Origin of the sequence: Oceanimonas baumannii (assembly GCF_002245495.1) — a bacterium.
Lineage (GTDB): Bacteria > Pseudomonadota > Gammaproteobacteria > Enterobacterales > Aeromonadaceae > Oceanimonas > Oceanimonas baumannii.
In genome coordinates, this window is the sequence record NZ_NQJF01000011.1 from 1 (window position 1) to 23,005 (window position 23,005).

Sequence of the window (23,005 nt, forward strand, 5' to 3'; positions counted from 1 at the left end):
CGGCTGAGCAACAACACCGTCGCCGCCGGCATGCTGAACTTCTCGCTGCGCCGCAGCCAGAACATTCACATGCAGCACGTGGATGTGAACAAGGACGCCCGAGCCCTCACCAAGAGCCAGAAGCCGGCGGTACTGTGGTTTACCGGCCTGTCCGGGGCTGGCAAGTCGACCATCGCCAACCTGGTGGAGAAAAAGCTGCACGCCCAGGGCAACCATACCTACCTGCTGGACGGCGACAACGTGCGCCACGGCCTGAACAAGGATCTGGGCTTTACCGATGCCGACCGGGTGGAAAACATTCGCCGGGTGGCAGAAGTGTCGAAGCTGATGGTGGATGCCGGCCTGATTGTACTCACCGCCTTTATCTCGCCGTTCCGCGCCGAGCGCCGCCTGGCCCGGGAGCTGCTGGCAGAGGGTGAATTCATTGAAGTGCACGTGGACACCCCGCTGAACGTGGCAGAAGAGCGCGACGTGAAAGGGCTGTACAAAAAGGCCCGCCGCGGCGAGCTGAAGAACTTCACCGGCATCGACTCCGCCTATGAGCAGCCGGAGAATCCGGAAATTCGCCTGGACACCACCGCACTGAGTGCCGACGAGGCAGCGGATGCGGTGATTACAGCACTGCAAGAAAAAGGCATTATCGGCATTGGCGACTGGTCTATCTGACCCCTGCCCTGTCGCTAAATGTAAAAGGCCGGCTCATTGAGCCGGCCTTTTTGCCTGAAGTAGTAGACTTTCCTGTTTTTCCGTCATTTATGCGCAGGCAGGAATCCAGACCGGATAGCACAGCAACTTGAAGACTGGGCCCCCGCCTTCACGGGGGCGACGGTGTTTGGAGTGCGACGTTACTTCACAGGGGCCGCTACTCAGGCTTCAGCTTCCGCTTCCGCCCGGGCCAGCAGCTCGTTCCAGTAGCTGAATACCAGCTTTTGATCATCGTCGTTAAGTTCACCGCTGAGGATGGCCTGGTTCAGGCTGGTTTTCACCCGAGCTTTTACATCACGCACATGGTTGCGGCCGGCTATCTCACTCTGGGCCACCGCCAGGGTAATGTGACCACGCAAATAGCCGCCTGCGAACAGCTGATCTTCAGTGGCTTCCGCCACCTTGCCATCAATTTCATTCAGCAGCCGTTGTTCAAATTCAAAGATATTCATTCATTTGCCTCGTATTCCGGGTTAACTACCCGTACCAGCACTTCATCATGGTAGCCAGTGATCACCCGCATCAGGCCGCCCAATTCGCGGTCAAGGTCGGGATCATTGGTATCGACTCGCAGCGGGCGTCCGTTCAGCGAGCTGAGTTTGGATTTGGTTGCCAGCAGCCAGATATTGTCGCGCCCCACGGCCCTGATCACCGCCGGACTAAGCTGCTGATTGCCCCGGCCAAACACATGGCCCTGGCCCCCGATCAGGGTGATCACCAGCTTGCAATTTTTGTCCCTGATATATTCATAAAGGCCCTGGGCATCCAGATCCGAGGCAACAAGTTGTTTTCGATAAACCAGATCCACACCCAGCAGCGTGTTAGGCAGCTCAAGTCGCTCCATGACGGCGGCAACTGTGCTGCCCGAGCCCATGATGAAATAACAGTCTTCCTCATCCTCCATGCGCTCAATCACCTCGTCGGCGATATCGGTCAGCACCAGTTCGGCCGATTCCTTACCGGCCACTTTGACCGCCTGCACATAGCTGAGTTCACCGGGAATGAGCATTTCTCCGTAACGGCGGGCACGCACTCTGCCTTCACGAAATGCGGCTTCGTCAATGTCCATCACATCCGCTTCTACCAGACTGACTGCCTCACCTCGCACCAGCTTGGCCAGTAGCCGGCCAGTGCCGGCGGGGGTAACGCCATAAACCCCGGAGTGAATTTTTACTCCGGCAGGAATACCCAGCACACACAGGCTGTCCGGTACCACAGCGCAGATATCCCGGGCAGTACCGTCGCCCCCGGCAAACAGCAATAAGTCAATGTCGTGTTCTACCAGGCTGGCCACCGCGGCGCGGGTATCCCCGGCAGTGGTGGGCTCCCCGGGTTGATGACAGACCTCAAAGGGCAATGCCAGCTCCTGACACAGATTCTCGCCCATGTCGCCAGCCACGGTGTAAATGCAAAAACGGTCTTTCAGCTCCGTCAGCTCAGCCAATGCCAGGCCGCTGCGCTGCTGAGCCCGGGGCTCGGCTCCCCGGGCCAGCGCTTCGGCCGCCAGGCCATCACTGCCTTTAAGACCGACACTGCCTCCCAGACCAGCCAGGGGATTGATGATAAGTCCGATTCTGAACATCACGGCTCCTTACATAAAGTCGGCGGCGGTTAACGGCGGGCGCTGATAATGGGCCTGTAACACCGCCATAAAACGGGCTGCACGGGCAGGAAAGCCGGTCTCAAGATAGCGCAGAGCCTGCTCACGTACTTTAGCCCGGAAGGCATGCCGGTCCGGCTCTACCGTGCCCTCCAGGTTGTCGCAGCTGACATTAAAAACAAAGCCACAACTCAGCGACAACGCCCACTCAATGGCCTGAGGCTTAATCTCGACCACTTCAAAGGCAGCCTGGGCGTTCGCATCGCGACCATCAGGGTGATACCAGTAACCATAATCCACCTGCTGACGACGGCCATCGCCGGCCAGCAGCCAGTGAGCAATCTCATGCAGGGCGCTGGCAAAAAAACCATGAGCAAACACGATGCGATGATGCTCTGCATGTTCATCGGCAGGAAGATACACGGGTTCGTCATCACCACGCTCCAGACGCGTGTTATGAGAGACGTAAAAGGTATGATCAAACAGCGAGACAAGATCCTGGTAACAAAACGACATAATAACAGCGGCCCTCCGTTGGGCCGCTATTCTACCCGCTGGCAGCGGGCAAACAAGAGGGGACATCGGCCATCACCGCAAAATAAGCGGTGCGCCTGTAAACCCCGGCAACATTCAGCGCAGTTGCGGGGTACCGGTATGTACGCCGGCGTTTTGCGCCCGGTTAAGCAACAGATGGTCAAGCAACACAATGGCCATCATCGCTTCGGCAATTGGGACCGCACGAATGCCCACGCAGGGATCATGACGGCCACGGGTGACCATTTCGGTAGCGTTGCCGTCTTTATCGATGGTCTTGCCCGGCACCATGATGCTGGACGTCGGCTTGAGGGCAATACTGGCAACAATATCCTGGCCGCTGGAAATACCGCCCAGAATGCCACCGGCGTGGTTACTGCCAAATCCTTCCGGCGTCAGCTCGTCCCGATGCTCGGAGCCCTTTTGCTCTACCACCTCAAAGCCGTCGCCAATCTCCACGCCTTTCACCGCGTTAATTCCCATTAACGCATGGGCAATATCGGCATCGAGACGGTCAAATACCGGCTCACCCAGGCCCACCGGTACGCCCGTTGCCACCACCTGTATTTTGGCGCCGATGGAATTGCCTTCTTTTTTGAGATCCCGCATATATTCATCCAGTGCATCCAGCTTGCCGGCATCGGCAAAGAAGAACGGATTGGTTTCAATGATGCTCTGATCAAAGGCCTCGGCCTTGATCGGACCAAGCTGGGTGAGATGGGCATAAACGGACACACCAAACTGCGCCAGCACCTTTTTGGCAATGGCACCGGCAGCTACCCGCATGGCGGTTTCCCGTGCCGACGAACGCCCGCCACCACGGTAGTCACGAATGCCGTATTTTTGATGATAGGTATAGTCGGCATGGCCCGGACGGAACACATCCTTGATGGCAGAATAGTCCTTGGAACGCTGATCGGTATTTTCAATCAACAGACCAATGGAAGTGCCGGTGCTTTTACCCTCAAACACGCCGCTGAGAATTTTAACTTCGTCGGCTTCCCGCCGCTGGGTGGTAAAACGGGACGTTCCGGGCTTGCGCCGATCCAGATCCTGCTGTAGATCGGCTTCGGTCAGCGCCACGCCCGGAGGCACACCATCCACCACTGCACCCAGCGCCAGGCCGTGACTTTCGCCAAAGGTGGAGACGCGAAAAAGGGTTCCTATACTGTTCCCTGCCATGAACTTTTCCTTACAACTTAATGATTAAAACTGATCGCGGTGCGCCAGCAGATCCCGCCGGCTGATCACGAATACACCATGGCCGCCATGCTCAAACTCCACCCAGGACAGCGGCAGTCCGGGAAAGGCCATTTCCATGTGCACCTGGCTGTTACCGACTTCCACTACTAATACGCCATCGTCGGTAAGAAAATTACAGGCCTGAGCAAGCATCCGGCGGGTAAAGTCGAGGCCATCAACCCCTGAGGCCAGTGCCAGCTCGGGCTCGTGCAGAAACTCCTCGGGCAAATCGCTCATGTCTTCTTCGTCAACATAAGGCGGGTTGGCCACGATAAGATCGTATTTATCGCCGGCAGGCAATGCGGAAAACATATCTGATTCAATAGGAATGACCTGCTGCTCCAGACCATGATTCTGAATATTGATTTCCGCTACATCCAGCGCATCACGGGAAATGTCCAGCGCATCAACCTCTGCCTCGGGAAACGCATGGGCCAACGCAATGGCAATGCAACCGGAGCCGGTGCACATGTCCATGATGCGGGCCGGCTCATGAGCAAGCCAGGGGGCAAAACGGGTATCGATCAGCTCGGCAATGGGTGAGCGCGGGATCAGTACACGCTCATCCACATAAAACTCATAGCCGGCAAACCAGGCGGTATGGGTAATGTAAGGCGTAGGCAGCCGCTCTTCCACCCGGCGGCGAATACCCTCAAGCAGGACCCGGCGCTCGGCGGGCACCAGTCGAGCATCCCGTACCTGAGGCGGACAGTCGAGAGGCAAATGCAGCAACGGTAACACCAGCTGCACCGCATCATCCCAGGCGTTGTCGGTGCCATGGCCGTAAAACAGACCGGCCTGTTGAAAGCGGCTGGCAGCAAATCGCAGCCAGTCACCCGTGGTGTGCAGCTCGTTGAGCGCCTCATCATTAAAAAGCGTGTCCAAAACCCCTCCGCCTCGCTAAAATGGCTGTTTTTGAATGATCAAAGCGAACATGACCGCCTCATCCCCTCCCGAAAACGACGATAATACGCTGTTCATGGAAGCGGTGCGCGGTGTCCGCAAATTGAAGCAGGATACCATAAGTCCGCACCGGTCGCCGGTCAAGGTGAAAGCCATGCGGACAGCTGAGCGCAAGGACAGAGCCGAAGCCCATCCGTTTTCGGACTTGTATGAACCCTGGCTGGATCAGGATGGCCCCACCCGATTTCGTGCCGGCGATACCTCAGCCTTTGAACTGAAACGGCTGCGCCGGGGCGATTACGTGCCCGAGCTGTTTCTGGATCTGCATGGTCTGACCCAGGAAGAAGCCAAGCAGGAGCTGTCGGCGCTGTTGCTGGCAGCCCAACGAAACAATGTGAACTGTGTGTCTGTGATGCACGGGCACGGCAAGCACATTCTGAAACAACGACTGCCCATGTGGCTGGCTCAGCACCCACAAGTGCTGGCATTCCATCAGGCGACACGGGAATGGGGCGGCAATGCAGCGCTGCTGGTATTGCTTAAAACCGAGCGGTAGAACGCAAAAAGCCGGGCTAAGCCCGGCTGGTCGATATGAATGCGTAGCGCATTCAGGCGGTCGCCTGCGGTGAGTTCAGCTGATTAATCAGGCGATTGACTTCACTGACCGTTTTACGGTGCTGATCGTCTGCCTGCTCCGGCATCACCAGCAGCCCTTTGGCGTAATGGTAAGCACCACGCCCATGAATGTAGAGCCTTCCTTTGAAAAAGGTTTTTACATGTTTTGCGATCAACAAAGGCTGATAGTTGTTAAAGATTCGCATTTTTTCACCTCTGCCTTACTTATCTGTGCTCATTATATTTGTACGTTTTGTTACCCCATGGAGCCACAAAGCGGCCAGCGCCGTGGGTGATGGGGGCGGATACTGTGCGGTCCTTCAAGCCAGTTAAATAATCCGCCATGCCCTTTTTCCAGCGTAATTTTGGCAACGCCGGAGGTCACAAAAACCGGTGCCATGGTGGCCGGACAAAGGCTTTCAACAAGAAAGCCAACCAAGGGCATGTGGCTTATGACCAGCAAGTTCCCGGTTCGTTCAACATCACCGTAGGCTAAAATCAAGCTGGCAGCTGTGTCTGCATCGGCAGACGGTACCAGCTCGTTGCAGAACTCCGTTCGCATCCCCGGAATAACCGCTGAGACCTGCTGCCAGGTCTGCCGGGTACGCAGATAGGGACTGACCAGCACGCGGTCGAACGACTCCACTTGCTGCGCAAGCCACTGCGCCATATGACAAACTTCTTCTTTTCCATGCTCTGTTAGCGGTCTCTGGGCATCACTGCTTGCCTGTGACGATGCCTGACCATGACGCATGACAAAGATATTCATCTCCACCTCACCTTCAGGCGAACCCGCCTTGTCAAAAGGGCGGGCATCATACCCCTGCAAACCTGGTTGCTCAAGGAGCCAGCTCACTGTTTAGTCAGCCTGTGGCACCCTTTCGCGATTAGCACTCTTATAACATATATAGAACAAATCGATGACAAAATTCATTCATTTTTCGATTGATTCAGTTAAAAGTCAGCCCGGCGCAGAGTGCATCCGTTTAATGACAGTTTGATGATCTTAAAAAAAAACTGGCCGGTTAAGGCCAGTTAAACGTGTTCTATGATTAACGAATGAACAGAAACCAAAATCTGAGATCACCCCGGTGATCATCAGCTTGTTGACGTGGCGCCAACCAGTGACAGATTACTGAAAAAGAAAACGTCACCGTTGATCCTGGTCAACAAAGGGTCAGCCTTTGCGTTTGTCGAGCCACATCAATACCAGGCACGCCACCACTGACACCGCAATAAAGCCAAATAAAAAGATCAGCGGCATGGCCGTGTAGCCCAGCACATTCCAAATCAGTTTTTCCATTGCACTCATGTTTTTGCTCCGGACAGCGCATTTGCCGACAGTGTAGCAGTATTAAGGAGGCCTGACCCCATCAGGCTCTGAGCAAGGCGTAGCGAAGACCACGGGAGCTGAGTAACAAAAAGCGCCGGCGGGCCATAAACATGGGCAAGACTGCCGGTCCGAACAAACAACCCAGCATGGCCCAGCGACGGGGCGGCAGCGCACTTTGCAGAGCGGCAACATAAAACGATAGCCCGCTCACAGCGGCCAGTAAAAAAACGATGACCAACATAGAAGAACCTCCTGACTGGCGAAAACATTACCATATTGCCCTGCCCTGTGTCAGGGTATAGCAGTACTGGATCTTCTATTATTCTAAGGCAAAACAAACCGCCGGGAGACACCTATGCCCTATCGTCATATTCTGGTTGCGCTGAATCTGAACCCCAGGGAAAAGCCGCTGCTCAAGCGCGCGGCAGAACTGGCTGAGTGCCACGGCGCTGCAGTGCACCTGGTGCATGTCCAGCCGGATCTCAGCGGTGTTTACGTCGGCAGCCTGAACATGGATCTGCGCAAGCTGCAAATGAAGCTCAGGCTGGAAAGCGGTCATGAATTGATGCGGCTGTTACAGGACGCACAGAAACAGGTCGATAGCATTTCGTTACCCAGCGGAGACCTTCATCAGGCGGTGAGTATGGCGGTGAAACAGACCGGGGCCGATTTGCTGATCTGCGGCCACCGGCCTCATCATCGCTTCTGGGGTCACCTGTTTGCCAACAGTGTGGGTTTTGTGGATATCAGCGATTGCGATGTGCTGGTCGTTAAACTGGAGCCGGCTACTTCAGACAAAACCCCTGCTCATGCAGAAAATTCAGCATAAAGGGCCGGGCTTCCCTGGCCAGGGTATCAGCAATCTGGCCGGTCCAGGTGGTGTCCTTGTTACCACCACTGCGGGTTTGATAGTAATGACGCACTTGCGCATCATATTCTGCCATCCGGGCTTCATCGTGATGGGGCTGATAGCCGTTTTCCATAAACATCATGTCTGCCGGCAAGCGTGGCTTGGGCTCGGGGTCCTGCGCCGGATAGCCAAGGCATAATCCAAATAACGGAATCACCCCCTGCGGCAACCCGAGCAAGCGACTCAGTTCATGAGGCTGATTGCGCACCGCGCCGATAAACACCCCGCCAAGTCCGAGAGATTCTGCGGCAGTTATGGCATTCTGCCCCATTAGGGCGGTGTCTATTGCCCCGATCAGCAATTGCTCGGCAAAACCGGTTCTGGCCTCAGGTACCCATTGCAGATGGCGATGAAAATCGGCACAAAACACCCAGAATTCGGCGGCACTGCCCACATAGGCCTGGTTGCCACACAACGCCATCACCTGCTGACGCAGAGCCTGGTCGGTAATACGGATCACACTGGACGCCTGCAAAAAACTGGAGCTGGATGCAGACTGTGCCGCGGCCATGATGGCGCTCAGCTGCTCAGGCGCGATGGCCTTACTGGCAAATTTGCGAATGGAGCGATGCTGTCGCATCAGTTCAATGGTGGCTGTCATATTCACCTTTCAATGTCGGTCTGTGTATCATCATGAATATTGAGTCCGTCTGAATGGAAGCCTGTGTGAAGGAAACTCAACATATTGAACCCGTGTCCCGTCGCCATGGTCCCGCCCTGGTCACTGCGGGTCTGGCCGGCATGGCAGTCTTGCTGCCACTGCTTTACTGGTTTAATGACCAGGCACAGCTGGTACTGATATTTTTGCTGCTGGCCTGCCTGGTCGCGCTGGTTCTGGGACTGCTGAAACTGCGAGAGCCTGTTTACAGCTTTTCACTCAGTAAAGACAGCCTGCACTTTCATCACCGTCTTGGCGGCTGGAGCCTGCACTGGAGCAACATTGTGCGGGTAGATCAGCCAAGAGTAAACAGTGGCCTCGAGCTGGCCTCACTGCCTTATATAGGCATCAAAATCCGGGATTATGATGAATTTCTGCCCCTGATGGCGCCGCGGCTGATTGTACATTTACTGACGGATCAGCGGCCTCTGCTGGCCATGGGCGTGCGTTTTGGAGCCATAGAGCGTGCCCGGCTGCACGACTGGCTGGTGGAAGATAATCAGTATCGCTCAGCCGCAGGCCGCCACTATCATGGACTGGCCGCCATGCTCGGGCACCGTATGAGCCACCTTCGCGAACTATATGGCTATGACCTGCTGGTACATGAATCTTGCCTCGACCGGGACGCCGGCGATTTTGTACAGCTGCTGCGTCGCTATCATGCGGGTACGCAGTCCCCTCTTTAATGAGGAAACAAGCACAGGCACAATAGCGCTGTTTTCCACTCAGAGTCAGCCTTATCATGAAACATCTCGACGCCCTGTATCTGTTCGTCAAGGTTGTGCAGCAGGGCGGCTTTTCCCACGCTGCCGCTCAGCTGAACATGCCCACCGCCACCCTGAGCCGGCGTATCTCCAGCCTGGAGCAGGCACTGGGCTGTAAACTGCTGAGCCGTACCACCCGTAAACTGCAGCTGACGGAAGAAGGCCGGCGTTATTATGAGCGGCTCAATCCGCTGCTGAGCGAAATGGAGCAGGTGACCGGCGATATTCAGGGCCAGAGCCAGAGTATGAGCGGTCTGATCAAAGTGGCCGCCCCCATTGCCATTTCCAATACTTTTCTGATGGACGGCATTACCGAGTTCTGCCTGCAATATCCGCAAATTCGTATCGATTTGCTGCAAAGCAACGACTATACCAGTCTGCTCGACACCGATCTGGATGTGGTATTTTTCAGTGGTGAATTGCCCGACTCCAGCCTGCGCTCACGCCAGTTGGGTGAGGTGCAATATGGTTTGTTTGCCGCTCCCGGCTATCTCGCGCAAAAAGGCAAGCTACAACACCCGGAAGAGCTGGATCAGCACCATATTATTCAATGCTGGCCACACCGCAACTGGCAACTGACCGACCATCAAGGCCGGCGCTTTCACCTTAAACCAGTCGCAAGATTATCAGTGAACCAGATGCAATCGGCGGTGAAAGCGGCCATTAAAGGACTCGGTATCGTCAATGTACCCTGCCATTATGTGGCCCACCATACCGAAGCAGGCTTGCTACAACCGGTCTTACCGGGCTGGCTGGGCGGCAAACGCCCCTTGCACATGGTATATCACAAACGCGAACTGGCCCCGGTACGGTTAAATGCGTTTATCGAGTTTATTGATCAGCATATGCGCAACCGGCTGGCGTCGACCTGGGTGATCATGGGGGAAGGAAAGCAGGAATAACAGACAAAAAAATGGGCAGTACTACTGCCCGACTCCACTAACAAAAGATTACTGTAAGCTATGTGTGCACAGTACCACAGGCTTGTGGTGTTAATTAGCTGTTATTTTGCAAAACAAATTATGTGATTATTCCATTTATGGAATAATCATTCCTGCATGTCTTTTTCCCAGACCACCGCCTGCCCTTTAGGCCAGTGCCGGTCGAGCGCGTTGTACTGTTGCTCAAGCAGATGCCGCTTGATTTTGAGGGTAGGTGTCAAGATGTCATTTTCAATGGTCCAGGGATCCTTAATCAGCAAAAGGCCCCCCAGTCGCTGATGGCTTTCGAGCTGACTGTTGATGTGCCCCAGGAAAGATGCCAGTGCACTGCTCAGCTGCTCTGTATTCTGCCCGGCAGCATGCTCGGAAAGCTGTACCAGCGCCATGGGCTGAGCCTGACCGCTGCCTACCACACACACCTGTTCAATCAGGCTGTTTTCAACCAGCATGGCTTCTATGGGCACCGGCAGCACATATTTGCCTTTCGCCGTTTTAAAGGCATCTTTCAAGCGACCGGTAATAGTAAGAAAACCTTCATCGTCGAGCCGTCCCCGATCACCGGTATGCAGCCAACCATCGCGAAGAGTCTCCCGCGTGGCTTCCTCATCTTTGTAATAACCCAGCATCATGCCTTCGCAACGGCATAATATTTCATCATCATCGGAAATGCGGATCTCCACTCCGACTCCAGCCTTGCCTACCGTGCCCACTTTATCAGAACGAAACGGATAGTTAAGGGTTGAATAAGCCAGGTTCTCAGTCATACCCCAGGCTTCGGTAATGGGCATATCAAGCTTTTCGTACCAGCGCAGCAGCCAGGGAGAAATGGGGGCCGAGCCGCAACCAAGAATACGGGCCTTATCCAGTCCGAGTCCGGCCTGGATTTTTTTCTTGATAAGCCCCGACAACAGAGGAATACGCAACAGCAGATTAAGACGGGATTCAGGCAGTTTTTCCAGAATACCGCTGCGAAAATTGGTCCATAACCGGGGGACTGAAATAAATACCGTAGGCGAAATGGTTTTAACGTTGTCCACAAAGGTCGGCAAACTATGCGCAAACCCCACCTGAGTACCGGCATAAAGACTGGCGCCCAGTATGTACACCCGCTCGGTAATATGGGCCAGCGGCAGATAGGAAAAAGCACGGTCGTGTTGATTAAGCCCGGTACTTTCCAGAATCCCCCGGCAGGCGGCCGCATAGGCACCATGGGTAACCATCACCCCTTTGGGCTTGCCGGTACTGCCGGAGGTATACACAAGGCTCATCAAGTCAGCCGCTGCCGGCACCGGCTGATGTTTGATAGGCTCGTGCACCAGCAGGCCACTCCAGTGATGATGCGTTTCAATACTGGTGTCGTAGGGCATGGCCAGCCGTATCAAGCCTTCTGGTATGCCAGGGGCCTGTGTATCGGGATTATCGAGTTTGCCGATAAATACCGCCCGGCTTTCACTGTGTTCCAGCACATAACGAATGGTCTCCGCCCCGGCGGTGGGGTAAATAGGCACACTGATATATCCCCCCATCTGCAGCGCAAAGTCACAGATAAACCACTCGGCGCAGTTTTTGGACAACAACGCAATTTTATCACCCGGCTCAAGCCCGAGCCTGCGCAGTCCGGTAACCAGCCGGCCGGCCATTTCCAGCACCGAGCTCCAACTATGATCATGCCAGCCATCCGCTCTGGGCTGACGCAGATAAATCGCGTCGGGCCGCTGTTCGGCCCAGTGATACAACATTTGCAATGGCAGTGTGCGATCAGAAGCGGTCATGAGTTTCCTTTATTGCCGGTGTGAGCCACTGCACCAAGTATTGCAAACATTTTACAGTCCGGCAGCTTTTATGTAGCTCAGGTCACTGATTGGCTTGAAGAAAGTTAATAGATAGTGATTTTTATACAGGACTAAATATAATGCCGCCGTTTTTTTGACACCCCAGTGGTTCAAACCCCTTCCACGATCAGCATCAACAAGGCATCTAGTGCCAGCAGCAGCCACAAACACCGTTCAATCCAGTCTGCTTCCATCTTTATCTTCCTGATCTGCAGGTAATGACTTTTCTCTCTAAGAAGACAGAAGCAAAATTGAAGCCATTTATTATTTCAACAACAAAAAACCCTGCACATTGCTATGCAGGGTTTTTCAAATCTGGCGGTGAGGGAGGGATTCGAACCCTCGATACGTTTCCGTATACACACTTTCCAGGCGTGCTCCTTCAGCCACTCGGACACCTCACCAGATTGTTTGCTGACAGCGGGCAACCCGTCTTGTTCAGCGGGGCGTATAGTAGGCAACACCGGCGTCGGCTGCAACCCTTTTTATCAGATGGTCTACTCGTTTGAACATTATTACAGCATTTTCCGGCTCTTGGCAGAACGGGCGACGATGTCCGCTGACTCTGGCATAATGGACGACCGTTTTTTGCAGCAACAGGACCAACATGACGGCAACAACTTCAGCCAATCAGCTACACGAGCGTTTTCGGGGTTACTATCCGGTGGTGATCGACGTGGAAACCGGTGGCTTTAATGCCAAAACCGATGCCCTGCTGGAAATTGCCGCCATTACCCTGAAGATGGATAAAAATGGCTGGTTAGTGCCGGATCAGACCTTTCATTTCCATGTTTCTCCCTTTGAAGGAGCCAACCTGGAGCCGGCAGCACTGGAATTCACCGGCATTGATCCCTGGAGTGCCCTGCGTGGTGCCGTCACCGAGCGGGAAGCGCTGGAACAAATATTTAAAGGGGTACGTAAAGGTATTAAGGCAAATCAGTGCCAGCGAGCGGTGATCGTCGCTCACAATGCCTCCTTTGATCATGGCTTTGTGATGGCGGCTGCCGACCGGGCAGAGTTAAAACGCAATCCGTTCCATCCTTTTGCCACCTTCGACACCGCCAGCCTGGCCGGTCTGGCATTGGGCCAGACAGTACTGGCCAAGGCATGCCGCGCTGCCGGCATGAGCTTTGACAACAAGGAAGCACACAGCGCCCTGTATGATACCCGCAAAACGGCCGAGCTGTTCTGCACCATCGTTAACCGCTGGAAACTGCTGGGTGGCTGGCCTCCCGCCCCAGCCGACACACCGGATTTCGGTCTCTCTCAGCCAGAGGAATAATACCATAATGACGGTAAAAAGCCCGCTTTCAGGCGGGCTTTGACAATCAGCCAGCCTGGCTTGCCGGTGCCACACCGGCAAGATGACCGGTACGCACCCATAACCGGGTATGCCCGCTGGCAATCAGCTCTGGTACCGAGCTGGGTGCCAGTCGTAGCCAGCTGAGCGGTCCGTATAACTGCCTGCCATCATCCAGCTGACCTTCAAGTACCAGTATTTCCAGTCCGGCCCGGTAACAACAAGCCGGGAAACGTCCCCCTTCGGAAAACTCCAGCAAGCTGGTATTAACGCCGCCATAACGGTGCAACGACAGCCTCCTGAAACCATGGTCTCCTGTCAGCCACAAGCCCTGATCTTCGCGCACGACCCTGAATTCCCGGTCGGCATCGTTAAACTGATTCAGCTTGACGAAGATCACACAGCCGGAGCGGCTGAACGCCTGGTGACGGCTGCCTGGCGGATGCCGGACATAGCTGCCGGCCTCATAATCACCGTTTTCATCGGAAAAGGTGCCTTCCAGCACCCAGAATTCCTCACCCAACGGATGCTCATGTTCAGTAAAGACGGCCCCCGGCTGAAACCGCACCAGGCTGGTGACATGACCATGTTCTGCGGCTTCACGTTCCAGTGGATAGCGCCAGACCCCCGCCACCGGTGATGGCTGCCAGCGATCAGCTTGATAACCCAGAGTGAGGGATTGAGAAAAGTCCATATTCAACATCGGCACAGACCCGACGAACAAGTGGGATCTTTATCCTGACCCCGCTCCCGTATTTGGTCAAGCTTTCTGCACTGTTTCACAGGGGTAGCAGTAACCACCCTCTCCGTCGGGCTCAAAACTCAGCCTGTGGCTGATGCAGGAAGGTGCATCTGAAGGATGGTGAGACACAAACAGCAGCTGAGTGCCCCCTTCAGCCACCAGTAAATCAATCCAGCGTTTCACCCAGTGACGGTTAAACGTATCCAGCCCCTGCAGAGGTTCATCAAGAATAAGAATGGGTGGATGCTTGACCATCGCCCGGGCAATCAGCAGCAGTCGCTGCTGGCCGTAAGAAAGGTGACGGAATGGCTCATTGGCCAGGTGCATCATGCCCAGCAGGGTCAGCCATTGCTCCGCCAGCTGAAGCTGAGCATCACCGGGTTGCTGATACACCCCGATAGAATCGAAAAAGCCGGAGAGGATCACCGCTCTGGGCGTCGCCGTTACCCGGTAATCCTGCTGCATGGTGGTACTGACATAACCAATATGTTGTTTAATGTCCCAGATGGTCTCGCCACTGCCACGACGGCGGCCAAACAGAGTGAGATCGTTGCTGTAACCCTGGGGATGATCCCCGGTTACCAGACTCAGCAGTGTGGACTTGCCCGCCCCGTTAGGCCCCATAATCTGCCAATGTTCACCGGGGTTTACCTGCCAGTTCAGGCCGTTCAGAATGACTTTGTCACCATAGCTGACCCGTATATCGCGCATCACAATGCGCGGGGTGGCGGCGTCCAACTCGCGCCGCTCCGCATCAGGATCCGCCAGAGGCAGAGCCTGGGTACCGGCTTCAAGCACTGCCAGATGGTTAAGCTGCTGCAATTCGGCCGAGACAGCAATCACCTCACGGGGACCGGCCTGCGCCAGCTCGCACTCCGCCAGCAAACCCAGGTGAGTGGCGAAATCAGGCAGCTCCTCAAAACGGTTAACAATCAGCACCAGCGTCTGCCCCGATGCCACCAGCTCTGCCAGCAGGCTCATCAGGTTTTCATGGGCGTTCACATCCAGACCATCAAAGGGCTCGTCAAGTACCAGCAGTTCAGGCCGGCTCAGCAGCGCCCGGCACAACAATACCTTGCGGGTTTCACCGGTAGAAAGATATTTAAAACCGCGATCCAGCAGCGTAGTGATGCCAAACCTCCCGGCCAGCGACTCAAGCCGTACTGGATCACTGCCCCCTTCCAGCATGATCTGACGGGCACTGTGACCATCGTCCTGGCTATCAAGCAAGTCACTTTCATCTTCATCCCGTTCCCGGTCAGCCAGTTGCTGCAGTTGCTCGAACGAGACCCACTCCACACTGGCAAAACCATGTTCTGCCTCCCCGTTGATCCGCTCAAGTTCGCCTGCCAGCGTTCGGGCCAGCGCGGTTTTACCGCTGCCGTTTGCTCCCACAAAGGCCCAGCACTGCCCCTCAGTCAGGTTCAGTTCAGGAATATGAAGCCGGTGGCGTTCACTGATGGCAAAACAAGCATCCTTGATCTTAATGGCGCTCATGAAAGCGTATCCTTTATTGCTGTGACAAAACTCACATACTCCGCAACCAACACCCAGGATGCAAGCCCGAAAAAACGACGTTACCGGCGGTAATTGTGAGCCATGCCCCAGCCCTTGATATCATTACAGGCTAACGTCATGGTTCATCACCGCACACAAGGAGTGCCCATGCGTTATCACCCAGAGGTAATGGAAGAACTGAACCTGCTGCTGCATTTCAATCTTGATACCACTCAGCAAGGTATCAAAGTGCGCCACGACGCCACGCCCGGCATGATTGACGCGGCCACCCGTCTGCATGAAAAAGGACTGATTACTCAAACTGATGGGGGATATCTTACCGAACTCGGACGCGAAACAGCCGAGCATGCACAAGCACTGTTGGGACTGTTGAAAGAGCCCACCCCAGCCTGATAAGAACAAGTAATCCAGAAATGAAAAATGCCGGCAGAACGCCGGCATTGATATCAAGGTTAAGCAGCAGCCAACTTACAGGCCGGCAGCGTGCTCAGACAGGTACTTGGCTACACCTTCCGGAGAGTCTTTCATGCCGGCTTTGCCTTTTTCCCACTGAGCCGGGCACACTTCGCCGTGCTCTTCGTGGAACTGCAGGGCGTCGATCATGCGCAGCATTTCGTCAATGTTACGGCCCAGAGGCAGATCATTCACTACCTGGTGGCGAACCACACCATTGGCATCGATCAGGAAAGAACCACGGAAGGCAACACCGGCTTCCGGATGCTCAACATCATAGGCCTGGCAGATTTCGTGCTTCACATCGGCAACCAGCGGATATTTCACCGGACCGATACCGCCATTTTCAACGGCAGTGTTACGCCAGGCGTTGTGGCTGAACTGAGAGTCAATGGATACACCGATCACTTCCACGCCGCGATTCTGGAACTCATCAAAACGGTGATCAAAGGCAATCAGTTCAGACGGGCACACAAAGGTGAAGTCCAGCGGGTAGAAAAACACCACGGCGGCTTTGCCTTTGGTGAACTCCTTGAGGTTGAAGTTATCAACGATTTCGCCATTACCCAGAACGGCAGCGGCGGTAAAGTCGGGAGCCTGACGGCCTACCAGTACGCTCATGTTTATCTCCTTGCTGTGTTAACACGCGAAAATTTATCGCGGCGGAATCAACAGTATATGGGCGGTAAGTTACAAACCCAAGGGCCAAGTGCACCAATAACATTGCGCTTGAACAAAGTTCACACAGTGCTGTTTTTCTGCGGTTTGGCAAATAATGCTCGACTTTTCCGATTCAATTTGCAAACTAGCCGCTTCATTTTACGTTTATAACTAAAAGGATATTTCATGAATCCCGTTGTCGTCGCCGTATGTCTGATGCTGGTGCTGAGCCTGCTGCGCATCAACGTGGTGATTTCACTGGCACTGAGCGCCCTGGTGGGCGGTCTGGTAGCAGGCATGTCGCTGACCGAAACCGCCAGTATTTTTGCCGATGGACTCGGCGGTGGTGCCACCATCGCGTTGAGTTACGCCATGCTCGGTGCCTTTGCCGTGGCCATTTCCCGCTCGGGCATTACCGATTTACTGGCAGTACACATCATCAAGGCCTTGGGTCAGGATGCAAGCCAGGGCCGGGTATTATGGATAAAGGCCGTCTTGTTATGTGCCCTGTTGCTGGCGGCGGTGGCGTCCCAGAACCTGATCCCGATTCATATCGCCTTTATTCCCATTCTGGTCCCTCCCCTGCTGCATGTCATGGCGCGGCTTAAACTGGATCGCCGGGCGGTAGCCTGTGTGCTGACCTTCGGTCTGACTGCCACCTACATGATGCTACCGGTGGGTTTTGGCGGTATTTTTCTGAACAATATTCTGCTGGCCAACCTGGTTGATAACGGAGTTGAAGCCACCAAAGGCATGCTACCGGTGGCCATGGGCATTCCGGTCGCCGGCATGTTCCTCGGCCTGTTATTTGCTCTGTTTATCAGCTACCGCAAACCCCGCCATTACGATGAAAGTAAAATCATTGCCGTCGAGCCAGAGCATATTAAGATTAACCCGCTGCATATTGGTATTGCGATACTGGCCATTTTCAGCGCACTGAGCCTGCAACTATATAGTGACTCCATTATTCTCGGTGCCATGGTGGGCTTTGTGATCTTTACCATGGGGGGCGTCATCAAATTCAAGGAAAGTCAGGACGCCTTTACTCAGGGCGTGAAAATGATGTCGCTGATCGGTTTTATTATGATTTCTGCCGCAGGTTTTGCCGCAGTGATCAAAGCCACCGATGGTATTGGCACTCTGGTGCAGGCCGTTGCCACCGTGCTGGGTGACAATAGAGCACTCGCCGCCCTGGCCATGCTGCTGGTTGGTCTGTTGATCACCATGGGGATCGGTTCATCGTTTTCCACTATTCCGATCATCGCCCCTATTTATGTGCCGTTATGCATTTCTCTGGGCTTTTCTCCGCTGGCTACCCTGGCCATTATCGGCACCGCCGGAGCGCTGGGAGACGCCGGCTCCCCCGCCTCCGATTCCACCCTGGGTCCCACCTCGGGGCTGAATGCCGATGGCCAGCATGACCATGTCTGGGACTCTGTTGTACCCACTTTCCTGCACTACAACCTTCCGCTGATCGGCTTTGGCTGGCTGGCTGCCATGGTGCTGTAACCCTCAACTCACTATTAAGTTGTGAGTTTGTGCCGGGCATTGCCCGGCACTTTTGTTTGTTCATTCGAAACATTTGTGGTGTCTGTTCAAAAACCGGCGGAAGTAACCCTGATGGTGCTTCACAGTACACAGATTTCACAGACAACGTCTTAGATCAGCGAACGCAGTAGCGTACGCAGCCATTGCAAGGCGGGCTGGCGGTCGTGCAGCGGATGCCAGACGCAGTTGAGGTGGTAGGCCGGCAGATCGGCCGGCAACGCCACCTGCCGTAACGGCCAGGCTCCGGCCAGCAGAGCCGCTACCTTATTCGGCAGCACCAGCAGGTGATCGCTTTGCGCCACAATGGCCGCCGCCGACATATAACTTTGGCTGTTAACCGAAATCTGCCGTTTCAGCCCCTGGCTGGCAAGCCAGGTATCAATGCTCGCGTCACGGGTTCCAAGCGGCGAATGAAACACATGAGGCAGCACGGTGAGTTGCTCCAGTGTCAGCGTCTCGCCCACCTCAGGGTGATCGTCGGCGACAATACCGGCCAAGGGCTCGGTAAGCCAGGTTTCGGTACGCAATGACGCCGGTACCTTCATGTATTCATCAAAACCCAATACCAGATCTACCTCACCATTAGCCAAAGCGGTCTCGGGCAACGGATCCCGCAGGATTTCAATTTCAATATGCACCCTCGGTGCCAGGGTTTTGAGCCGGCGGATCAGTGGCGGGATCAGCACGCACTCCACATAGTCGGTGGTGCTGAGCACAAAACGACGGCGCGAGCTGGCCGGTTCGAAATGCTCTTCCCGACTGAGTTCCTGTTCTAGCAGGGTCAGCGCCCGTCGCACCGCCTGATGCAGGCTCTGAGCCCGCAGGGTAGGCTGCATGCCACTGGCGCTGCGTACCAGCAATGGATCCTCAAAAAACTGACGCAAGCGATTCAGGGCATGGCTCATCGCCGGCTGGCTGATAAAGCACTGGTGGGCAGCCCGGGTCACATTACGCTGGGTCATCAGGGCGTCAAATGCCAGCAACAAATTAAGATCGAGCTGATGGAGTTTCATACAACATTCACACTATGGATAATAGAATTCATATTATTTATTTGATGAATGGCTTGGCAAGCCGCAGACTCAGCAATCCAAACCGGCATGCCGCAACCGGCACCGGCCTTTTGACCTCATGCAAGGAGCTTTCCCATGGCAATAGTAACCGTGGCCGCCACCCAGATGGCCTGCAGCTGGAACAGAGATGAAAATATCGCCCGCGCCGAAAAGCTGGTGCGCCAGGCCGCTGGCCAGGGAGCCCAGATCATTTTGATCCAGGAGCTTTTTGAAGCCCCCTATTTCTGCATCGATCAGAGCCCGGAGCACTTTGCTCTGGCCCAGGAAGTAGACAACAGTCCGCTTATCACCCATTTTCAGGCCCTGGCCAAAGAGCTGGAAGTGGTGCTGCCGCTCAGCTTCTTTGAACGCGCCGGCAACGCCTATTACAACTCTCTGGTAGTGATCGACGCCGATGGTGCCGTGCTGGATCTGTATCGCAAAACCCATATTCCCAATGGCCCCGGCTATCAGGAAAAACAATTTTTTACTCCCGGCGATACCGGCTTCAAGGTGTGGCAGACCCGCTATGCCAAAATCGGCGTGGGCATCTGCTGGGATCAATGGTTCCCGGAAACCGCCCGCAGCCTGGCACTGATGGGGGCAGAGCTGATCTTCTTCCCTACCGCCATCGGTACCGAGCCGCAGGATCCGACCATTAACAGTCAGCCCCACTGGACCCGCACCCAGCAGGGCCATGCCGCCGCCAACCTGGTTCCGGTGATCGCTTCCAACCGCATCGGTACCGAGCAGAGCAAATACGAAGACAACCTGGAAACTACCTTTTACGGTTCTTCCTTTATCGCCGACCATTTCGGCGAGCTGGTGCAACAGGCCGACAAAACCAGCGAGTGCGTACTGGTACACAGCTTTGATCTGGATGCCGTCGCCAAGACCCGTCACAGCTGGGGCCTGTTCCGGGATCGCCGCCCGGCCATGTACCAGACCCTGCTGACCTCCGACGGCAAGCAGAGCGGAGGTCGCTGATGGACGCACTCAAGGGCTTTTATATGCCCGCCGAGTGGGCTCCCCAGCAGGCGGTGTGGATGATCTGGCCCCATCGCCCCGACAACTGGCGGGAAAACGGAGCTCAGGCTCAGGCCACCTTCGCACGACTGGCCGATGCCATCTCGGCGGTGACTCCGGTGTTTATGGCGGTGCCGGCGGCCGACATGGACAAGGCCCGGGCGACCATGCCAGCGGCCGTGACCCTGGTGGAGATAGAAAGTGACGACGCCTGGGCCCGGGACACTGGCCCCACCGTGGTCATCAACGACGAGGGCAACATCAAGGGCATCGACTGGCGATTTAACGCCTGGGGCGGCGAACAGGGCGGGCTCTACGCACCCTGGGATCAGGATCAGGCCATGGCCCAGGCCATGCTGGCCCAACATCGGATAGCGGCAGTAGAAAGCCCTCTGGTACTGGAAGGCGGCTCAATTCATGTGGACGGCGAAGGCACCCTGCTGACCACCAGAGAGTGCCTGCTCAATGCCAACCGCAACCCGCACCTTAATCAGTCAGAGATTGAACAGCACCTGCGCGACACCCTGGGAGTCAGCACCTTTATCTGGCTGGATGAAGGGGTATACATGGATGAAACCGACGGTCATATCGACAACATGGCCTGTTTCGCCCGCCCGGGCGAAGTTATTTTGCACAGCTGTGAAGATCCGCAGGATCCGCAGTATGTGCGCTCTCAGGCCGCTTTTGAGGTATTAAGCTCGGCTACCGATGCCAAGGGCCGCAAGCTCAAGGTATGGCTGCTTCCCCAGCCCGGCCCGCTGCACATCAGCGAGGAAGAAGCCGCCGGCATCGCCACCGGCAGCGGCGTGCCGCGCCCGGCGGGCGAGCGGCTGGCAGCTTCTTACGTGAACTTTTTGATCAGCAACGGCCGGCTGCTGTTTCCGCTGCTGGATCCGCGTACCGATGACGAAGCAAAAGCCCGGCTGGAATCCATCTTTCCGGAGCTGGAGGTGGTAGGTATACCGGCACGGGAAATCCTGCTCGGCGGTGGTAATATTCACTGCATTACCCAGCAGATCCCGGCGGTATAAACACCGTTGACGTATTTAAAGCCGGGGTTCACCGACCCCGGCTTTTTTATGCACCGAAACGGCTGAGTGCAAAGTGGCTCAGATCAAAGCCCGGCTCACCGTCGAGCATCCAGTGGGCAAAGACCTCGCCCAGTACCCCGGCAAACTTGAAGCCATGCCCGGAACAGGCGCTGGCATAAAATACCTGTTCAAACTCGGGATGCCTGTCCAGCAGAAAATGCTCGTCCGGTGTCCGAATATAATGGCAGACTTTGCCCTCCAGACACTCCCCCACTCCCGGCAGGAAACGACGCACGAAGGCATCCAGCTCAGCCCTGTCCTCGGCACAACCACCAAAAGGCAGCAGCGGCTCTCCGGGTGCCAGTGGCTGGCCGGCATCGTGCCGCCCCAGCTTGAGCCCTTCTCCGTTCAGGGCAGGAAAGCCGTAATAGATGGCATCAGCCAGATCAGCGGAAAAACCGGGAAACGCCGCAGGCCCGTAACGGCCGGATTCAGCGCGGTACCAGGCAAAGGTTTTTCGCACCCGCTGTAACGGCAGGGCCAGCCCGAGTGACGCCATCAGGGGGGCCACCCTCTGACCGGCACAAACCAGCACCCGGGCCGCGGTCAGCCGGGCACCATCGGCCAGCTCCGCCTCCACCCCGCCGGAAAACGCCCGCAAGCCGGTGACGATGCGCCCGCCCAGCAAACAGGCGCCATGGCCGGCCCCGAGGCGATGCCAGGCACTTAGTGCCCGTTCGCAATAAAGCACACCGGCGTCAGGCTCAAAACCGCCCACAAAGCCGGCAGGGACTCGCCAGCCCGGCCAGCGAGCTTCAATGCCAGCCGCATTTTCCGTCTCCAGTGCCAGTTTATAGTCAGCGGCACTGCGCTCCACCTGAGCAAGGAAGGGGCTGTCGGCCTCGCCCAGATTGAGCACACCGCAGGGCTCAAACAACGGCTCTCCGCTCAGTTGCTCCAGCTCGGCCCACAGAGTTCTGGCCCGTAACAACAGCGGAATATAAACCGCCCCCTCACCATAAGCGGTACGGGTCAGACGGGTGCTGCCGTGGTGAGAACCCAACGCATGGGGAGGACTCCCCTCGTCGATCAGAAGTACCCGGGCTCCCCGGCGGGCTGCGTAATACCCCGCAGCCATCCCCACCGAGCCGGCACCAATAATAAGAATGTCAGCATCCGTCATCATCTGGCCTTCGCCACAGAACAGGAGCGGCCAGAGGGTTTCCTGGCTCCTGCATCACTCGTTGAAAGGTAAAAAAACGGCAGCCTCTGGCTGCCGTTAGAAGCATCATGCCTGCTCAGGCTTGGGATGCTTGGCGGCGGTGTCCTTGATCAGGGTCTGTAACTCACCCTGCTGGAACATCTCGATAATGATGTCACAACCACCGATAAGCTCACCGTCCACCCACAGCTGGGGGAAAGTCGGCCAGTTGGCATATTTGGGAAGTTCGGCGCGAATTTCCGGATTTTGCAGAATATCGACATAGGCAAAAGGTTCGCCACAATTCATCAGCGCCTGAGATGCCTGAGCGGAAAAACCGCAGCTGGGAAATTTGGGAGATCCCTTCATATACAGCAGGATGGGATTTTCACTGATTTGGGTTTTGATCTTTTCAATGGTGTCCATGACCACCTCGG

27 protein-coding genes and 1 tRNA gene are annotated in these 23,005 nt (G+C 55.7%); 10 read left to right on the forward strand and 18 right to left on the reverse strand.

The annotated features are described in order from the left end of the window. Positions 1-69: 69 nt before the first annotated feature. A complete protein-coding gene (gene cysC, locus B6S09_RS13270) occupies positions 70-666 on the forward strand; it encodes an adenylyl-sulfate kinase (protein ID WP_439331559.1) in 597 nt (198 codons plus the stop codon). A 200-nt stretch (positions 667-866) separates the two neighbouring features. Here cysC and B6S09_RS13275 read toward each other — a convergent pair whose 3' ends face one another. The 5 genes from B6S09_RS13275 to prmB all read right to left on the reverse strand — a co-directional run bounded on the left by B6S09_RS13275 (position 867) and on the right by prmB (position 4,966). Continuing rightward, positions 867-1,157 (reverse strand): YfcL family protein, encoded by a 291-nt coding sequence (locus tag B6S09_RS13275; RefSeq protein ID WP_094278985.1) that lies wholly within the window; start codon positions 1,155-1,157, stop codon positions 867-869. Next, positions 1,154-2,287, reverse strand: coding sequence for an ATP-NAD kinase family protein (locus B6S09_RS13280; RefSeq protein ID WP_094278986.1), 1,134 nt, complete (start codon positions 2,285-2,287; stop codon positions 1,154-1,156). The genes B6S09_RS13275 and B6S09_RS13280 overlap by 4 nt, the downstream gene beginning before the upstream one ends. A 9-nt stretch (positions 2,288-2,296) precedes the next feature. Beyond that, entirely contained in the window at positions 2,297-2,821 is a 525-nt protein-coding gene (locus B6S09_RS13285; RefSeq protein ID WP_094278987.1) for an elongation factor P hydroxylase, read from the reverse strand. Positions 2,822-2,935: 114 nt separating this feature from the next. Then, positions 2,936-4,021 (reverse strand): chorismate synthase, encoded by a 1,086-nt coding sequence (gene aroC / locus B6S09_RS13290; protein ID WP_094278988.1) that lies wholly within the window; start codon positions 4,019-4,021, stop codon positions 2,936-2,938. 24 nt (positions 4,022-4,045) lie between these two features. Next, positions 4,046-4,966, reverse strand: a complete 921-nt coding sequence (gene prmB / locus B6S09_RS13295; RefSeq protein ID WP_094278989.1) for a 50S ribosomal protein L3 N(5)-glutamine methyltransferase — start codon at positions 4,964-4,966, stop codon at positions 4,046-4,048. A 49-nt stretch (positions 4,967-5,015) separates the two neighbouring features. On the opposite strand from prmB, the gene smrB reads away from it, so the two are divergent. Further along, on the forward strand, positions 5,016-5,540 hold the full coding sequence (smrB, locus tag B6S09_RS13300) for an endonuclease SmrB (protein ID WP_094279108.1): 525 nt from the start codon (positions 5,016-5,018) through the stop codon (positions 5,538-5,540). 52 nt (positions 5,541-5,592) lie between these two features. Here the strand turns inward: smrB and B6S09_RS13305 are convergent, their stop codons facing one another. The 4 genes from B6S09_RS13305 to B6S09_RS13320 form a co-directional block, all read right to left on the reverse strand. Continuing rightward, a complete protein-coding gene (locus tag B6S09_RS13305; protein WP_094278990.1) occupies positions 5,593-5,805 on the reverse strand; it encodes a DUF1107 domain-containing protein in 213 nt (70 codons plus the stop codon). A gap of 50 nt (positions 5,806-5,855) precedes the next feature. After that, positions 5,856-6,368: a phosphohistidine phosphatase SixA gene (sixA, locus tag B6S09_RS13310; RefSeq protein WP_094278991.1), complete on the reverse strand. Its 513-nt coding sequence runs from the start codon at positions 6,366-6,368 to the stop codon at positions 5,856-5,858. 408 nt (positions 6,369-6,776) lie between these two features. Continuing rightward, positions 6,777-6,902, reverse strand: a complete 126-nt coding sequence (locus B6S09_RS13315; protein ID WP_228213670.1) for a TIGR02808 family protein — start codon at positions 6,900-6,902, stop codon at positions 6,777-6,779. A gap of 70 nt (positions 6,903-6,972) precedes the next feature. Then, a complete protein-coding gene (locus B6S09_RS13320) occupies positions 6,973-7,173 on the reverse strand; it encodes a hypothetical protein (protein ID WP_094278993.1) in 201 nt (66 codons plus the stop codon). Positions 7,174-7,287: 114 nt separating this feature from the next. Here B6S09_RS13320 and B6S09_RS13325 point away from each other — a divergent pair, with 114 nt between their 5' ends. Beyond that, entirely contained in the window at positions 7,288-7,761 is a 474-nt protein-coding gene (locus B6S09_RS13325; RefSeq protein WP_094278994.1) for a universal stress protein, read from the forward strand. Here B6S09_RS13325 and nfsA read toward each other — a convergent pair. Further along, positions 7,718-8,443, reverse strand: coding sequence for an oxygen-insensitive NADPH nitroreductase (nfsA, locus tag B6S09_RS13330; protein WP_094278995.1), 726 nt, complete (start codon positions 8,441-8,443; stop codon positions 7,718-7,720). The two genes, B6S09_RS13325 and nfsA, sit on opposite strands and share 44 nt — an antisense overlap. 65 nt (positions 8,444-8,508) lie before the next feature. Between nfsA and B6S09_RS13335 the strand changes: the two genes are divergently transcribed. Together B6S09_RS13335 and B6S09_RS13340 are read left to right on the forward strand one after the other, a co-directional pair. Beyond that, the gene (locus tag B6S09_RS13335; RefSeq protein WP_243832843.1) at positions 8,509-9,186 is read left to right on the forward strand and encodes a DUF2982 domain-containing protein; all 678 of its coding nucleotides are present in this window, start codon (positions 8,509-8,511) and stop codon (positions 9,184-9,186) included. A gap of 56 nt (positions 9,187-9,242) precedes the next feature. Further along, positions 9,243-10,166, forward strand: a complete 924-nt coding sequence (locus B6S09_RS13340; RefSeq protein ID WP_094278997.1) for a LysR family transcriptional regulator — start codon at positions 9,243-9,245, stop codon at positions 10,164-10,166. 146 nt (positions 10,167-10,312) lie between these two features. On the opposite strand, the gene B6S09_RS13345 is transcribed toward B6S09_RS13340, so the two are convergent. Beyond that, the gene (locus B6S09_RS13345; protein ID WP_094278998.1) at positions 10,313-11,977 is read right to left on the reverse strand and encodes an AMP-binding protein; all 1,665 of its coding nucleotides are present in this window, start codon (positions 11,975-11,977) and stop codon (positions 10,313-10,315) included. A gap of 376 nt (positions 11,978-12,353) precedes the next feature. Beyond that, a tRNA-Ser gene (locus B6S09_RS13350) sits at positions 12,354-12,441 on the reverse strand. Between the two features lie 203 nt (positions 12,442-12,644). Here B6S09_RS13350 and rnt point away from each other — a divergent pair. After that, complete coding sequence (rnt, locus tag B6S09_RS13355) at positions 12,645-13,319, forward strand: ribonuclease T (protein WP_094278999.1); 675 nt, start codon at positions 12,645-12,647, stop codon at positions 13,317-13,319. 46 nt (positions 13,320-13,365) lie between these two features. Here the strand turns inward: rnt and B6S09_RS13360 are convergent, their stop codons facing one another. Continuing rightward, complete coding sequence (locus B6S09_RS13360; RefSeq protein ID WP_243832844.1) at positions 13,366-14,031, reverse strand: cupin domain-containing protein; 666 nt, start codon at positions 14,029-14,031, stop codon at positions 13,366-13,368. Positions 14,032-14,097: 66 nt separating this feature from the next. After that, the gene (gene modF, locus B6S09_RS13365) at positions 14,098-15,576 is read right to left on the reverse strand and encodes a molybdate ABC transporter ATP-binding protein ModF (protein WP_094279001.1); all 1,479 of its coding nucleotides are present in this window, start codon (positions 15,574-15,576) and stop codon (positions 14,098-14,100) included. 168 nt (positions 15,577-15,744) lie between these two features. On the opposite strand from modF, the gene B6S09_RS13370 reads away from it, so the two are divergent. Then, positions 15,745-15,990: a TIGR02647 family protein gene (locus B6S09_RS13370; RefSeq protein WP_094279002.1), complete on the forward strand. Its 246-nt coding sequence runs from the start codon at positions 15,745-15,747 to the stop codon at positions 15,988-15,990. Positions 15,991-16,065: 75 nt separating this feature from the next. On the opposite strand, the gene B6S09_RS13375 is transcribed toward B6S09_RS13370, so the two are convergent. Beyond that, on the reverse strand, positions 16,066-16,671 hold the full coding sequence (locus B6S09_RS13375) for a peroxiredoxin C (protein ID WP_094279003.1): 606 nt from the start codon (positions 16,669-16,671) through the stop codon (positions 16,066-16,068). Between the two features lie 225 nt (positions 16,672-16,896). Here B6S09_RS13375 and B6S09_RS13380 point away from each other — a divergent pair, with 225 nt between their 5' ends. Next, positions 16,897-18,219 (forward strand): Na+/H+ antiporter family protein, encoded by a 1,323-nt coding sequence (locus B6S09_RS13380; RefSeq protein ID WP_094279004.1) that lies wholly within the window; start codon positions 16,897-16,899, stop codon positions 18,217-18,219. A gap of 149 nt (positions 18,220-18,368) precedes the next feature. Here B6S09_RS13380 and B6S09_RS13385 read toward each other — a convergent pair whose 3' ends face one another. Beyond that, the gene (locus B6S09_RS13385) at positions 18,369-19,271 is read right to left on the reverse strand and encodes a LysR family transcriptional regulator (RefSeq protein ID WP_094279005.1); all 903 of its coding nucleotides are present in this window, start codon (positions 19,269-19,271) and stop codon (positions 18,369-18,371) included. 135 nt (positions 19,272-19,406) lie between these two features. On the opposite strand from B6S09_RS13385, the gene aguB reads away from it, so the two are divergent. Together aguB and aguA are read left to right on the forward strand one after the other, a co-directional pair. Next, a complete protein-coding gene (gene aguB / locus B6S09_RS13390) occupies positions 19,407-20,297 on the forward strand; it encodes an N-carbamoylputrescine amidase (protein ID WP_094279006.1) in 891 nt (296 codons plus the stop codon). After that, positions 20,297-21,367 carry an agmatine deiminase gene (aguA, locus tag B6S09_RS13395; protein ID WP_094279007.1) on the forward strand — a complete coding sequence of 357 codons (1,071 nt, stop codon included), beginning with the start codon at positions 20,297-20,299 and terminating at the stop codon, positions 21,365-21,367. Before aguB ends, aguA begins: the two co-directional genes overlap by 1 nt. A gap of 46 nt (positions 21,368-21,413) precedes the next feature. Here aguA and solA read toward each other — a convergent pair whose 3' ends face one another. Both solA and B6S09_RS13405 read right to left on the reverse strand, forming a co-directional pair. Continuing rightward, positions 21,414-22,553, reverse strand: coding sequence for an N-methyl-L-tryptophan oxidase (solA, locus tag B6S09_RS13400; RefSeq protein WP_243832845.1), 1,140 nt, complete (start codon positions 22,551-22,553; stop codon positions 21,414-21,416). Positions 22,554-22,655: 102 nt separating this feature from the next. Beyond that, entirely contained in the window at positions 22,656-22,994 is a 339-nt protein-coding gene (locus tag B6S09_RS13405) for a Grx4 family monothiol glutaredoxin (protein WP_094279109.1), read from the reverse strand. Between the last annotated feature and the right edge of the window lie 11 nt (positions 22,995-23,005).